The 14612-nt window shown below is 55.6% G+C and carries 12 protein-coding genes and 1 tRNA gene; 10 read left to right on the plus strand and 3 right to left on the minus strand.

All coding sequences use genetic code 11. The annotated features are described in order from the left end of the window. Nucleotides 1–10 precede the first annotated feature (10 nt). The 6 genes from AC0KVQ_RS10580 to AC0KVQ_RS10605 all read left to right on the plus strand — a co-directional run bounded on the left by AC0KVQ_RS10580 (nt 11) and on the right by AC0KVQ_RS10605 (nt 5980). Nucleotides 11–787, plus strand: coding sequence for a flagellar assembly protein FliH (locus AC0KVQ_RS10580; RefSeq protein WP_473421128.1), 777 nt, complete (start codon nt 11–13; stop codon nt 785–787). Further along, nucleotides 768–2171 carry a flagellar protein export ATPase FliI gene (gene fliI, locus AC0KVQ_RS10585; protein WP_473421129.1) on the plus strand — a complete coding sequence of 468 codons (1404 nt, stop codon included), beginning with the start codon at nt 768–770 and terminating at the stop codon, nt 2169–2171. Before AC0KVQ_RS10580 ends, fliI begins: the two co-directional genes overlap by 20 nt. Before the next feature lie 14 nt (nt 2172–2185). Next, nucleotides 2186–2614 (plus strand): flagellar export protein FliJ, encoded by a 429-nt coding sequence (gene fliJ / locus AC0KVQ_RS10590; RefSeq protein WP_473421130.1) that lies wholly within the window; start codon nt 2186–2188, stop codon nt 2612–2614. Between the two features lie 198 nt (nt 2615–2812). Further along, a tRNA-Arg gene (locus AC0KVQ_RS10595) sits at nt 2813–2887 on the plus strand. 167 nt (nt 2888–3054) lie between these two features. After that, a complete protein-coding gene (pyk, locus tag AC0KVQ_RS10600) occupies nt 3055–4491 on the plus strand; it encodes a pyruvate kinase (protein ID WP_473421131.1) in 1437 nt (478 codons plus the stop codon). A gap of 310 nt (nt 4492–4801) precedes the next feature. Then, nucleotides 4802–5980 carry a GGDEF domain-containing protein gene (locus tag AC0KVQ_RS10605; protein ID WP_473421132.1) on the plus strand — a complete coding sequence of 393 codons (1179 nt, stop codon included), beginning with the start codon at nt 4802–4804 and terminating at the stop codon, nt 5978–5980. Between the two features lie 15 nt (nt 5981–5995). Here the strand turns inward: AC0KVQ_RS10605 and AC0KVQ_RS10610 are convergent, their stop codons facing one another. Continuing rightward, the gene (locus tag AC0KVQ_RS10610; protein WP_473421133.1) at nt 5996–7216 is read right to left on the minus strand and encodes a GGDEF domain-containing protein; all 1221 of its coding nucleotides are present in this window, start codon (nt 7214–7216) and stop codon (nt 5996–5998) included. 122 nt (nt 7217–7338) lie between these two features. On the opposite strand from AC0KVQ_RS10610, the gene AC0KVQ_RS10615 reads away from it, so the two are divergent. Genes AC0KVQ_RS10615 through AC0KVQ_RS10625 form a run of 3 tightly spaced genes read left to right on the plus strand, consistent with a single transcriptional unit; the run spans nt 7339 to nt 12328 of the window. Further along, nucleotides 7339–9147: a M61 family metallopeptidase gene (locus AC0KVQ_RS10615; protein WP_473421134.1), complete on the plus strand. Its 1809-nt coding sequence runs from the start codon at nt 7339–7341 to the stop codon at nt 9145–9147. A 2-nt stretch (nt 9148–9149) separates the two neighbouring features. Beyond that, nucleotides 9150–11861, plus strand: a complete 2712-nt coding sequence (locus AC0KVQ_RS10620) for a DUF2339 domain-containing protein (protein ID WP_473421135.1) — start codon at nt 9150–9152, stop codon at nt 11859–11861. Between the two features lie 38 nt (nt 11862–11899). Next, complete coding sequence (locus AC0KVQ_RS10625; protein ID WP_473421136.1) at nt 11900–12328, plus strand: DUF4124 domain-containing protein; 429 nt, start codon at nt 11900–11902, stop codon at nt 12326–12328. A 30-nt stretch (nt 12329–12358) separates the two neighbouring features. Here AC0KVQ_RS10625 and AC0KVQ_RS10630 read toward each other — a convergent pair whose 3' ends face one another. Beyond that, nucleotides 12359–12676, minus strand: coding sequence for an RnfH family protein (locus tag AC0KVQ_RS10630; protein ID WP_473421137.1), 318 nt, complete (start codon nt 12674–12676; stop codon nt 12359–12361). Nucleotides 12677–12698: 22 nt separating this feature from the next. Next, the gene (locus tag AC0KVQ_RS10635) at nt 12699–13130 is read right to left on the minus strand and encodes a type II toxin-antitoxin system RatA family toxin (protein WP_473421138.1); all 432 of its coding nucleotides are present in this window, start codon (nt 13128–13130) and stop codon (nt 12699–12701) included. Nucleotides 13131–13181: 51 nt separating this feature from the next. Here AC0KVQ_RS10635 and dnaB point away from each other — a divergent pair, with 51 nt between their 5' ends. Continuing rightward, entirely contained in the window at nt 13182–14600 is a 1419-nt protein-coding gene (gene dnaB, locus AC0KVQ_RS10640) for a replicative DNA helicase (RefSeq protein ID WP_473421139.1), read from the plus strand. The last annotated feature ends 12 nt before the right edge of the window (nt 14601–14612 follow it).

Raw genomic sequence — 14612 nt, forward strand, 5'->3', positions numbered from 1 at the left:
TTATCAGTAGATGGCAGGCCAAATTTCACGGGTCATTCCGCGCGAGGAACTTTCGGAATTTCAGCGCTGGCAGTTCAATAGCCTGCTGGAAGGGGCTGCCTTGGCGCAGCCTGTGCCCGAGCAAACCACTGTTGAATCCCCCTCTGTAGAGCCGTTGTCCTCCGAGGTATTCACAGCCCCTGTCGAAGTGCCGGAAACGGTAGAAGATGCCGTGCCGATTCATTTTCCCACTGCCGAAGAAATCGAAGCAATCGAACAGCAGGCGCATGAGGACGGCTTTCAGAGTGGCCTGCAGACAGGCCGTGCTGTGGCGGAAGAAGAGGTTCATCAGTTCCGGGCTGTATTGGCCAGTCTGGCTGAAGCACGGCAGTCGGCAGAGGCAAAGTTGGCGGATGAGGTGCTTGAGTTGGCGCTGGTGGTGGCACGACAGTTGGTCAGGGATGCGCTGGATGCCGACCGAACATTGCTCTTGCCCGCTGTCCGTGAGGCAATTGCCGGCTTGCCATCAATCAGGGAACCGGCGCGATTGCTCCTGAATCCTGATGATCTTGCCGTGGTTTCGAGTGTGCTGGCGAATGAATTGCCCTCGGGAAATTGGCGTTTTGTGGGTGACCCCGCCTTGGCACCTGGCGATTGCCGTATCGAGTCACCGGTCTCATCCATTGATCTGGGGTTGGCTCTGCGCTGGCAGACCATTCTGAATGTACTCGGCAAAAAGCAGCGGGCTGATCTGGCCTGGGAGCAACTCGCTGCCATGAATGAATCCGATGATCACACCCGTGATTGACCGATGTTCCCAATATTTGGCTGATTGCAAAAGCGCCGTGCAATGGGTACGGCCCTGGTTGCCGCGTGGCCGCTTGACCCGCGTGTCCGGCTTGGTGCTGGAGGTTGCTGGCCTGCGTCTGCCAATTGGAATGTCCTGCGATGTGCTGACGGCAGGCGGACATTCGGTCGAAGCGGTAGTAGTCGGTTTTCAGGAAGATCGCTTGTTTCTGATGCCGATCGCCGAAGTGTACGGTGTTGAGCCCGGGGCAGAGGTTGTGCCGCACGAGGATGTCGCGGCCTGGATGCCTAAATACGGTGTGCAGCAACTGTCCAGACGCCGCGTCGAGGATCATGGACGTCAGGTTCCTGTTGGTTGGGGATTGCTGGGGCGAATTCTTGATGGCTTGGGCCGGCCGTTGGATGGCAAGGGCCCGTTACAGTTTGAAAGTTATATGCCCTTGTTCGCACGGCCGTTCAATCCGATGGATCGCGAACCGGTGCGCGATGTCATGGATGTTGGCGTGCGGGCAATCAATGCCATGCTGACTGTTGGTCGAGGGCAGCGACTTGGCTTGTTTGCGGGCTCAGGTGTAGGTAAATCGGTTTTGCTGGGTATGATGGCGCGCTATACCACCGCCGATGTCGTAGTGGTGGGTCTGATCGGTGAACGTGGGCGCGAAGTCAAGGATTTTATTGAGAATATCCTCGGTGCAGAGGGGCGTTCGCGCTCGGTTGTGGTGGCCGCTCCGGCCGATACGCCGCCATTGCTGCGCTTGTATGGCGCGGCCTATGCAACCAGTGTGGCTGAATATTTTCGCAATCAGGGTAAGAATGTCCTGCTGATCATGGATTCGCTGACACGCTATGCCATGGCTCAGCGTGAAATTGCCTTGGCCGTGGGGGAGCCACCTGCGACAAAAGGGTATCCACCTTCAGTGTTTGCTCGCTTGCCGCAATTGGTTGAACGCGCGGGTAATGGCCGTGCTGGCAGCGGGTCAATCACGGCGTTTTATACGGTTTTGTCAGAAGGCGACGACCAGCAGGATCCGATTGCTGATTCTGCGCGTGCAATTCTGGATGGCCACTTTGTCTTGTCACGCCAGTTGGCTGATTCTGGCCATTATCCGGCCATCGATATTGAAAGCTCCATCAGCCGGGTAATGCAGGATATCGTGACCCCGGCAGAGCTTGAGTTGGTGCGTCGCTTTAAATATCTTTACTCAAGGTATCAGCGCAGCCGAGATTTGATCAGCGTGGGTGCTTATGTTCCGGGATCTGATTCTGTTCTGGATGAGGCAATTCGACGCCATGCATCGTTTGAGGCATTCTTGCAGCAATCGATTCATGAGTGCGAAGGTTACCAGGGTGCCAGATCCAAACTGGCCCAGATATTCGCGCATTGATGCGGTAAACCGTTATGGCCAAATTCCGTTTTGATTTCCTGTTGCAGCTTGCTCTGGATGAGCGTGAAGAAGCAGCTAAGAAGTTGCAGGCTGCACAGAGCGAATGGCTTGCAGCGCAGGCCAAGATGGCGCAAATCGATGGTTACAGAAGCGAGTATCGCAATCGCCTGGCTAGCAACGGCCAGGGAGGTATCACCATAGTGCAATGGCGTGATTTTCAATTGTTTCTGACCAAGCTTGATGCGGCAGCCGAGCAGCAAGCCAGCCAGTTAGCCGGATATGAAAAACGCTACCAGCAAATGTTGAAGGCGTGGCAAGAGTGCGAAAAGAAGGTCAAGGGTTTTGAGGTGCTCAAGGATCGGCATCAACAGCAGGAATTACATAAGGAAGGTGCACGTGAGCAAAAAATGCTCGATGAGTTCAATAGCCGGCGCCGACAGTGACGGTGCTGATCGATTCTTCATTCCGGCGCTTGAGCCGCGTCAATCTTGAATGTAGTTTAACTACCAGTTCTCATGAGTTTCTATTGCTGTGACTTGACCGAAACGGCATAATTCACACTCATTTCTGGCATGGTTTTATGCCGATGTTGCGTTTCAGTATGGATGTTGGAACTGGCTGGATCTGTCGGTTCTGCAAGTGTCCCCATAGTTAAATGGATATAACGAGCCCCTCCTAAGGGCTAGTTGCAGGTTCGATTCCTGCTGGGGGCGCCAGCATGCTTATGCCCATAAAGCCCGGGAATGTAGTGATTTCGTGTTGTGCAGATGCATATTCCGGCACTGGGGATGGCCCACTATATTTTGTCGCGTTGCACGGCTGGTGACACACACGATGTGTTTGATTAATGCCCTACCTAAATAAAGTACAGGAGTCCTCACTTATGCTTCGCAGTACCAAGATTGTTGCCACACTCGGCCCGGCTTCCAATGACCAGGCCACTCAGGAGCGCCTGCTCAATGCTGGCGTGAACATGGTTCGCCTGAATTTCTCTCACGGCACTGCCGAAGACCATATCAATCGTGCAGCAGGTGTGCGCGAGATCGCCAAGAAACTGGGACGTCCGGTTGCCGTGCTGGTTGACTTGCAAGGCCCGAAGATTCGCGTAGGCAAGTTCGAAAAGGGCAAGGTTACCCTCGAGAAAGGCGCAAAATTCATTCTGGATGCCGAATGCGCCGTGGGTAATCAAGAGCGCGTGGGCCTGGACTACAAAGAATTGCCGAATGATGTCGAGCAGGGTGCCATTCTCTTGCTGAATGACGGCTTGATCAAAATGGAAGTGAATGAAGTGCGCGGACCAGAAGTGCACTGTACCGTTTTGCTGGGCGGCGTCTTGTCCAACAACAAGGGTATCAATCGCCAAGGTGGTGGACTGACTGCACCGGCCTTGACCGCGAAGGATATGGAAGACATCAAGACTGCAGCCAAACTCAATGCTGACTACGTTGCGGTTTCCTTCCCGAAGAGCGGTTCCGACATGTACATGGCTCGCACCCTGTTGCGTGCCGCTGGCAGCAAAGCTCAGCTGATTGCCAAAATCGAACGTACCGAAGCGATCACCAATCTGGAAGAAATCCTCGAAGCCTCCGATGGCATCATGGTAGCCCGTGGTGATCTGGCGGTTGAAGTGGGCGAAGCCGCCGTGCCGGCTTTGCAGAAGAAGATGATCAAGCTGGCTCGCAAGATGAACAAGCTGACCATCACTGCGACCCAGATGATGGAATCCATGATCGAAAATCCGGTGCCGACCCGTGCCGAGGTTTCCGACGTGGCCAACGCCGTGCTGGATGGTACCGATGCCGTGATGCTGTCGGCTGAGTCTGCTGCCGGCAAGTTCCCGGTTGAAACCGTGGAAGTCATGGCGCGTACTTGTCTTGAGGCTGAAAAGTCGCAAGAAAGCAAGATCATCAGCGAAGACGCGCTGTCCGGTGGTGATTTCACCCGTATCGATCAGGCAATCTCCATGTCGGCACTGTATGCTGCCAGCCGTCTGAACGTAAAGGCCATTGGTGCGCTGACCCAGTCCGGTTCGTCCGCCCTGTGGATTTCCCGTTTCCTGTGCGGTGTGCCGATTTATGCCATTACCCCGGCAGAAGATACCTACAGCCGCCTGTCGCTGATGCGTGACGTGTACCCGATGCTGGTGGCACAGTCCTCCAATGATCACGATGAACAGCTGGTTCGTGCTGAGGTGGAAATGCTGCGCCGCGGTGTGGTGCAGAAGGGCGATATCGTGATCTTCATCTTCGGTGATGTGGTTGGCCTCGGTGGTGGTACCAACAGCATGAAGATTGTGAAGGTCGGCGAGCGCCGCCACTAAGCCATATGCTCGGGCTCGGATCGAGCCCCGAGTTTGTTGTACAGTCAAGCAGCCCCGTATCGTCAAGATGCGGGGCTGCTTTTTTCAAGGCAGCCCAAACCGAGTGGCTCTGGTCGGGTCATTCTCGTAAATCATTTCTTTTTCTGTAAAGAAATTCAGGAGAAACCCTGACTCTGCTATGCTGGCACCTTTCGTTTTACACAGGCAAGCCATGCTTGAAGTACAACACCCGTCGCGGATTTATCTGATAAGCACTGATTCGCAGCAAGCCGCTGAATTGTCGACACAGTTGGAATTGTTTGGTTTTTCTGTGCAAATTTTTTCTCGCCAGAGTGCGCTGTTGGCTGCCATGCATTCCTGTGAGGCGGCTGCACTGCTGATCGACGAGAGTGGGCTTGACGATGCTGAATTGCCACAGGCCGTACCACTGATGGCGCGCTTGACTGATGCACCGTTGGTGTATCTGTCAGAGCCCCTGTCGGTGGTCAAGCAGCTTGAGATGCTGCGCGTCGGTATCACCGATATTGTGGGTAAACCATTTGATGGGCAGCAATTGGTTGATCGACTGGATCAATTGCTCGTGCGCAATCACGAAGCGCCATTCCGGGTATTGGTGGTTGACGACTCTGAAGTTGTTTCGCGCTGGGCACAAAATACCTTGTCTGCGGCTGGTATGCAGGTGCAGGTGGTTCACAATCCGCTGGAGGTTTTTTTGCCGCTTGAACGGTTCAGGCCGGATATCCTGCTGATGGATGTATACATGCCGCAATGCACGGGGGATGAAATTGCCAGAGTCATCCGCCAGAACAAGCAGTTTGACAGTATCCCGATTGTCTATCTTTCGACCGAGACCAGCCGCAACCGGCAATTGATGGCGCGTAGCATGGGTGGCGACGATTTTCTGGTCAAGAACATGGAGGCAGATGAGTTGGTGGCCGTCGTGACCATTACCGCGGAACGCTATCGACGCCTGCGTCACTGGATGACTTGCGACAGCTTGACCGGATTGCTGAACCATACCAGCCTCACCGCCAGGCTGGAGCGCGTTGTGTACCATGCACAGCGAGAAAAAGTTCCATTGGCATTTGCCATGGTCGATATCGATCATTTCAAGCGTATCAACGACAGTCATGGACATCCTGTCGGGGATCGTGTGATCAAGAGCCTTGCGCGCCTGATGCGCCAGTCCGTAGTGGATGCAGAAGCAGTTGGGCGTTATGGCGGGGAGGAATTTGCCGTTATCTACAATGACCTTTCTTTGCTTCGAGCTGCCCAGCAATTGGATCTCATGCGTGAGCGATTCGCTGCACTGGATTTGCGGCATGGTGAGGGAATTTTGCGTGCATCATTCAGTGCGGGGATTGCCAGGCTGGAGCCTGGCATGTCCGCAGGCCAACTGATCGATGCGGCGGATCATGCTCTCTATGATGCCAAGCGTGCCGGACGCAATCAAATCGGAATCGCGCAAGCGACCAGTATTGCGCATTGATCAATAAGGTGGTGGTCAAATCGCTTGTGTTTGGATCTGCTGCGGGTAATGGGCAACCCGGTTGCGCCCTTGTTTTTTTGCCAGGTAAAGCGCTTGGTCGGCCTGATCAAGATACAGGTTTTGCTGATCGGTACTGTGTGGAATTCCTCCTGCTGAACCAATGCTGACAGTCAGTTTCCCTTCCGGGCTGCCTAGATGCGGGAGTTGCGTTGCCGCAATGCGTGCACGAATTTTTTCCGCATAGATTCCTGCTTGAACCGGTCGAGTATCTGGCAGGATGATGACAAACTCTTCACCGCCAAAGCGAGCCACAAAATCCAGCGGGCGTTTTGCAATGTCCTGCAGTAATTCAGCTAATCCGATCAGGCAGCGATCACCGGCGGCGTGACCGTATGTGTCGTTGTATTGCTTGAAATAATCCACATCGATGAACAATATGGATATCGGGCGTTGTGTGCGTGCTGCGTGTCGCCAGAGCCGCGAATAGGCTTTATCCAGTGCCCGTCGGTTATAGGCACCAGTCAGCGTGTCGCGTGCGACCTGACAAAGCAGTTGTTTGTTGGTCTCTTCAAGTTGTTGTCGCTTGATCGATTCCAATGTTGCACGGGCATGGCTGATACGCAAACGCAATTCCTGACATCGTTTGGTGCCCAGCATTACCAATATCAATGCCAGCATCATCAATACTGGGTAAGCCGCTGCGAAATCTGCTTGTTCCCGTATTTGGCGGAAATGGCCGCTGGCAATACCGTAGAGTAAGCAACTGATGACAGAGGTTATCGTGGATAGCTGAAATGGAATGGTCAGCGACAAACCGCTTGCCATGATGAACAACAGCCATTGCAGGTAAAAATAAACCTGATTGTCTGCAGAGTGATGATGGGCTGTAATCATGGCTTGGCCGCATGCAGCCAATAGCAGGGTGGCACAATGCCACCAGTGGCGATTACGGATGGCGTGGCCGGCACCATGGGGCATCAGCGGCAACAGTGCCAGCATGAGCAGCGGAAATAATCGGATCAGCCACAGGTTTGGTTCTGGGTTGCCTATCATGAAACCATCCGAAACAGTCAGCAGGCTCCAGATAGCCGGCATCAGCCAATATGTATCACGCAGCGCCGGGTTTTGTGGCAAGCGGGTGTCCTTATGATGCATTTCGGTATCAGGGAAAAATCGCAGGCTGGATTCCAGGGCGTGGTCTTGTCTGGATGATTGAACGTACAGTGGTGTAGTCATGGATGGGCTGATCAGGGCTTTTGTGATGACTGATTCGGAAAGATTATATTAAATAAATTGTAATTTATGTGCAATTGATCGGGGGTGACTCCCTGTTTCTCAATTCCTCGCAAGGTTTTGTAATGACGATTCGCTATCACATCCAGCCTGTTTCACCCGAAGCTCATCTGTTCCAGGTCACACTATCGTTGGATACGCCGGATCCTGCCGGACAGGTTTTCTGGTTGCCAACCTGGATACCTGGCAGTTATCTGATCCGGGAGTTTGCCCGGCATATCGTTGCGATCACGGCTAGCAGTGGAAAACGGGAACTGGTCATCACCAAGCTCGACAAGATGCGGTGGCGCCTTGAGCCTGTCGAAGGATCCGTTTCACTGCGATATCTGGTGTATGCCAATGATCTTTCCGTGCGCGGCGCTTTTCTGGATCAGACACGCGGTTTTTTCAACGGCACCAGCGTTTTCCTGGCGGTCCATGGGCAGGAGGACGCACCGTGCGAGGTGGTCATCGCGAAACCGGCAGACAAGGTTTTGCATGATTGGGAAGTTGCGACTTCGCTTACGCGTTCTGATGCAAAACCGTGGGGCTTTGGCGGCTATCGGGCCGCGAACTATGACGAGCTGATTGATCACCCGGTTGAGATGGGCGAGTTTTCCCGTATTGGTTTCAAGGCCTGTGGCGTGCCGCATGAGCTGGTCATCGCCGGCCGTCACCATGCCGATATGAAACGACTGAAACGCGATATCAAGAAAATCTGCGAGGCACAGATACGTTTTTTCGGTGAGCCTGCACCATTTGATCGCTATGTTTTCCTGACGCTGGCTATAGGAGATGGCTATGGCGGGCTGGAGCACCGGGCTTCCACGGCCTTGATCTGTTCACGTGATGATCTGCCGCTCGAACACGAGCCAGAGATGAAGCCCGGATATCGCCAATTCCTGGGTTTGGTCAGTCACGAGTATTTCCATACCTGGAATGTAAAGCGGATCAAGCCCGCTGCATTTGCCCCCTATACGCTGGATCAGGAAGGCTATACGCGTTTGTTGTGGGCATTTGAAGGCATCACCTCGTACTACGATGATCTATTCTTGCGTCGCACGGGGCTGATTACGCCGCAGGAATACCTCGATCTATTGGCACAGGCCATGACCAGTGTCCAGCGCAATCCGGGCCGCACCCTGCAAACGCTGGAAGAAGCCAGTCTGGATGCCTGGGTCAAATATTATCGTCAGGATGAAAACAGCCCGAACAGCCTGGTCAGTTATTACATAAAAGGATCGCTGCTGGCACTTGCACTCGATCTTTCCATTCGACAAAAGAGCGGTGGCGCAAAAAGCCTCGATGACATCATGCATGCACTATGGCAACGGTTCGGCAAACAATTCGATGCGCGCGGACAAGGCGTGGGTGAGCAAGAATGGGAGCAAATTGCACAGGAAGTGGCCGGGGTCGATCTGGGCGATTTTTTTGAGCAGGGTCTGCGCTCGACCAAGGAGCTACCACTGGCTGAGCTGCTGGCGCAATTCGGGGTGGAGACACAGCTGCGTGTCGCGGCGGGGAGCGGTGACAAAGGCGGGTGGGTGGACAATCCTCCCAAGCCTGGATTGACGCTGGGCATTCGTACTGGTGCGGAAAATGGATATCTGAAAGTCACGCATGTTTTGAGCCAAAGTGCAGCAGAAAAAGCAGGGCTTGCTGCGGGTGATGTGCTGCTGGCGCTGGATGACTTGCGCGTTACCCCAGGCAATTTCGAAACACAATTGTCACGCTGCAGCGCCGGCAAGAAGAGACATCTGCATTTTTTCCGGCGCGACGAACTGATGCGTTGCGAAATCACTCCCCGGCAGCAAGAAGCCGATACCTGGGGGATGCGATCCGGCGATGCCGAAGCAGCAATTGCCAACTTGCGCCAGTCCTGGCTGGGTGATTGAAAATGGAACCGCTACTGGGTGTGCTGATTGGTGCTGTGCTGGGAGGCTTGATTCATGAGTTTGCCGGCGCTGTTGTCGGCGCACTCCTGGGTTATCTCGTGCTGCGAGTCATGCGGCAGGAAAAGCAGATCGAGCTGCTCGGCGAACGGCTCAAGGCTTTGCATGTGCTGTTCGAGGAGGGGCACTATGGCGAGCGCATCCGCGCATTGCAGCAGCGTCTTGATCGCCTTGATGCTACCAGCCCGACTCAGGCCGGATCGCAAATCGATCAGTCCGCATCGTTTGAATCTGCCCCGGCTTTTGATGAAACGGTTGACAGCGTAGTACCGGAAGTTGCACCGAAGGTGCTGACCATGCCTGAGATGGTCGAGCATGCGCCTACAGCCATTACGTCGGATGAATCCCCCGTTACTCCTCCCGTTGCAGAGGTGGAACGGCCGCGATGGCAGACCAGGCTCCTGTCCGGCAACCCCTTGGCCAAAATTGGCGCCATCCTGCTTTTCTTCGGGTTTGCCTCGGCTTTCAAGCTGGCGGTTGAGCATGGCTGGTTCCCTTTGCCCTTGCGCGTGATGCTCGCAGCGAGTGTGGCGATCACGATGGTGGCATTCGGCTGGCAGCAGCGTACCGAGCGACCTCGGTTTGCCGATGCGCTGCAGGGGAGTGGCTTTGCCATTCTCTATCTGATCATTTTTTTCATGCTCTCGCGTTGGGGATGGATTTCGGCTGGTCCGGCATTCGCTGCATTTGTTGTATTGGCAGCTGCGTGCGTGACATTGGCACTGCTGCAATCAACCCAAGTCTTGGCACTTTTCGGCTCGGCCGGTGGTTTTCTGGCGCCCATTCTGGCCTCGACCGGTCAGGACAATCATGTCCTGCTTTTTTCCTTCTATCTGCTGCTTGGTATTGCCTTGGTTGCGGCGGCGGCTGAGCGTGGCTGGCGGGTATTGGCGATTGCCGGCATGGTTTTCACTTTTGTGATTGGCTTGTCCTGGGCTTGGAGGCGCTATGAACCGACCGACTATGCCAGTACGCAAGCATTCCTGTTGGCGTTTTTTGTGTTGTATGGCGCTTGGCCGTTGTGGGTGACGCGTCGTTTCACGCTGCAGGCGTCGGACGCCACACTGACGTTTGGTGTGCCGGTGTTGTTTCTGGCTTTGCAGTACAGCCTGGTGCAGCCATGGCGTTATGGTTTTGCGATCAGTGCCGCGCTGGCGGGCGGCGGCTATCTGCTGCTGTGGCTGGGGATGCGCAGTCGGCAGGATTGGCTACCGACTGCCTTTCTCGGCTTGGCGATAGGCATGTTGACCGGTGCGATACCCTTTGCGCTGGATGTGGCGCCCAGTGCCGGTCTGTGGGCGATCGAAGGTGCGGCAGGTCTGGCCGTGGCGCTGAAGTATCGTTCCCGCCTTGGCAAATTGGCTGGTCTTGGCTTGCAGGGATTGGCCGGTTTTTATCTCTTGACCGAGCTGGGATTCATGACCGCGACGCTGCCCGTGATGAATACGCCCTGCCTGAGTGCCGGGTTGATCGCACTGGCCGGCATGGCCAGTGCATGGCTATTGGCACGGTTTGCCCGCCAGGCCAAGGATCAGACCATATGGATGCATGTCATGCTTGGCTGGTCCTTGCTGTGGTGGTTTGCGACCGGCTGGCGTGAAATCGATCTCTTCATCGTGGATCAAAAAAATGCGCTGGTGGCCGCCTTGGTGCACTGGGCGGTGACCGTTCTGGTGCTTGAAGCTGCAGGCGTCGTGTTGCGCTGGCAAGATGCACGCAGGGTAACCGGTTGGCTCAACCTGCTATTGCTGGGCGGGTTGATCCAAGCCTGGGGGATATGGGGACATGCGTTGGTCGGGATGGCAGGGTGGGCATGGCTGCTGGCGTTGACAGTGAGCTGGCTTCTACGCTGGCGGCAGGATGCTCTGGCGGGCATTGCCTCGACCTTCATGCATCCATTGCAGTTTGGATTGACCCTGGCCATACTGGCCAGCGAGGCTGTCTGGCGCGCGCAGGAGATGCTTGCATTGTCTCGTCATGGCCAATATCTGTTTGCACTGCCCGTTTTTGCGCTTGCCTTGCTGTTTTGTCAGCGCTGGCCGCGCTGGCCCGTGACTTCCTGGCCGCAGCTGTATGCGGTTACGATTGCCTTGCCCATTGCCTGCTTGACCTTGTTGGGTTCCGTTTGGGTGAGCCTGACGGTGGCTGGCAATATAGCGTCCACGACGTATTTCCCGCTGTTTTCGGTGTTTGACGGCGTGCAATTGCTCGCACTTTATAGTGTTTATCGCTGGAATCGGTCCAAGGTCGTGCAATGGGGCCATCATCTGGTCTGGGGATGCGGATTTGTCTGGCTCAGCATGCTGCCGGCACGTGTGGCCGCAGCCTGGTTTGGCGCGCGCTTCGGCGTGATATCACTGTTGAGTGTACCAGAGGCTGCAACGGGTCTGGCCCTGGTGTGGACAGCCTTGGCGCTGCTGCTGATGTGGCAGGCACAGCGCTATGCTAGCCGCGCGCGCTGGTTTGCCGGTTTCAGCCTGTTGTGCGCTGTCGGTGCAAAATTGCTGCTGATTGATCTGCGCAGTGTCGGAACCATCGCCTGGACAATTTCCCTGATTGGTGTGGCATTGTTGGTACTGGCTGCAAGCTACGTTGCACCGGCACCGCCGAAAGACGACAATCGCCCGGAGACCGGGCCGGATACGCCCAACGCCTGATCAGCCTCGAGGCTGGCCATAGACAAAAGGATGCGAACATGAAATCGGCAAAATGGGCTTGGTTAACCCTGTTGCTGGCCGGCACGGTGCTGGCTGGGCAAGTGTATAAATGGAAGGATGCAGACGGGCGTATTCATTATTCCGATACACCACCACCGGCTGGCGGGAAAGTCACGCAAATGCCGATGCATGCCAGCGAGCAGCCGGTTTCCGCGATTGCCACGCCGAAAGCGCCTCCGATCGGGACCAAGTCGGCTTCAGAAGCTGCAGCAGAACCTGTAGCGTCTGCCCCTGCTGAAAAAGATCCCAAACTGTGTCAGCAGGCACGTGCGCGCAAAGCGTTCTTGCAGACGGGGCAGTTGATGAAGACCGTCAACGAAAAGGGCGAAGTAGAGTTCATGAACCCGCAGAAGCGTGACGCCGAAATTGCCGAGGCGGACAAAGCGATCGGGCGTTTCTGCCCCTGATCCGTCAATGCCAGGCAAGACAGGCGGTGGTCAGCCCTCAGCGGTGCCGCCGCCTTTTTTCATGACCTTGCCTTCCGCTGCGCGTTGCCGGCGTACCTCTTTCGGATCGGCAATCAGCGGACGATAGATTTCCACGCGATCCTTGTCGCGCAAGGCTGTATCAAGTTTGCAGGCTTTCGAAAAGATGCCGATCTTGTGGATGGCCAGATCGATTTCCGGGAAGTCATTCAGGATGCCGGAGCGGCGAATGGCTTCTTCGGCCGTACTGCCGGGCGCCAGCTTGACGGTAACGAGCTTCTGGCGGTCGTTGTGGGCGTATGCGACTTCGACCAGGATCTGTTCTTGCATGACTGAAAACTCCGAATGTGATTCAGGCGCCGTGACGGCGTTCGGCTTCGTTGATGAAGGCATCCACAAACGAGCGGGTGATCTTGTCGAAAACCGGGCCGATCAGTGCTTCGAGCGTGCGGCTGGAAAACTCGTATTCGAGCACGAATTCCACCTTGCAGGCATCTTCCATCAGCGGAATAAAATGCCAGTAGCCTTCCAGCCGCTTGAACGGCCCATCCACCAGTTGCATGTCCAGGCGGCCAGGTCCGCGCAGATCGCGTGTGCGAAAGTGTGAGCGAATCCCCAGGAAATGAATATGCAGGGTGGCATCAAGCAGCGTCTCGCTGCGTTCATGGACATCCACGCCGCCACACCAGGGTAAAAAGCGCGGATAGTCTTCCACGCGATCAACCAGATCGTACATCTGTTCGGCGGAATAATGGGCGAGCACGGACTTGCGGATGCAATGCATGGGCGGGCAGCGTAAAATGGCCGGCCTTGAAGCCCGCCACAATTGATGAAAATGACCGAGCATCCTACCGCCCAGCCTGAAGGGGCGCAATACGAAAACTACCGCTTGCCGCCGCATTCGGTGGAGGCCGAGCAATCCGTACTGGGTGGCTTGCTGCTCGACAATCCATCGTTTGACAAGATCGCCGATGTCATCACGAAAGACGATTTTTATCGTGACGATCATCGACGCATCTTTTACGCCATTTGCAACCTGATTGAGCACAATCGCCCCGCCGATGTGATTACGGTGGCCGAAGCGCTCGATTCGACCAACGAGCTTTCCTATGTTGGTGGGCTGGCTTATCTGGGCTCGCTGGCGCAGAACACGCCGTCAGCTGCCAATATCCGACGCTACGCCGAGATCGTGCGCGAGAAATCGGTGATGCGCCAGCTGGCCAGTGTCGCGACCGAGATTGCCGATGCTGCCTACAATCCTGGTGGACGAGAGGCAAGCGATCTACTGGATGAGGCGGAAAGCAGGGTGTTCAGCATCGCCGAGCAATCCTCGCGCGGGCAGAAGGGGTTCATTCCAATGCCGCCGATTCTCAAGGAGATCGTCGAGCGTATCGATCATCTGTACCAGCAGGACAATCCGAGCGAGGTGACTGGCATTGCCACCGGGTTTATCGATCTGGATCGCATGACCTCTGGTTTGCAGAAAGGCGATCTGATCATTGTCGCGGGTCGCCCGTCGATGGGAAAAACCGCATTTTCGATTAACATTGCCGAGCATGTGGCTACCGAGCAAAAACTGCCTGTGGCGGTATTCTCGATGGAAATGGGCGCGGCCCAGCTTGGCATGCGGATGGTGGGTTCGATCGGCAAGATCGACATGCATAAATTGAAAACCGGTCGTTTTGAAGATGAAGACTGGACCAGGCTCACGCATGCGGTGAGCAAGCTCTCCGAGGCGCCGATTTTCATTGAGGAAACCGGTGCGTTGACCGCGCTTGATATCCGTACCAAGGCGCGGCGACTGGCCCGGCAGTGCGGTGGCCAGCTGGGTTTGATCGTGATCGACTATCTGCAGCTTATGGCCGGCCGGGCCGGTGCGCGCGACCAGAACCGGGCGACCGAACTGGGCGAAATCTCGCGTGGCATGAAATCGCTGGCCAAAGAGTTGCAGGTACCCATCATCGCGCTGTCGCAGCTTTCACGTTCGGTTGAGCAGCGTACCGACAAGCGCCCGATGATGTCGGACTTGCGAGAATCGGGCGCGATCGAGCAGGATGCCGACTTGATCATGTTCATGTACCGCGACGAGTATTACAACCCGGATTCCCAGTTCAAAGGTCTGGCCGAATGCATTGTTGGCAAACACCGTAACGGCCCGACCGGCAAGGTGCCACTGGTGTTCATGGGCCAGTATTCGCGCTTTGACAATGCCTTGGTCCGACCGGATGGCTGGTCATCCGATCTGGAGTCCTGATCCATTGCCAGT

Source organism: Formivibrio sp. oc-25 (assembly GCF_055810895.1).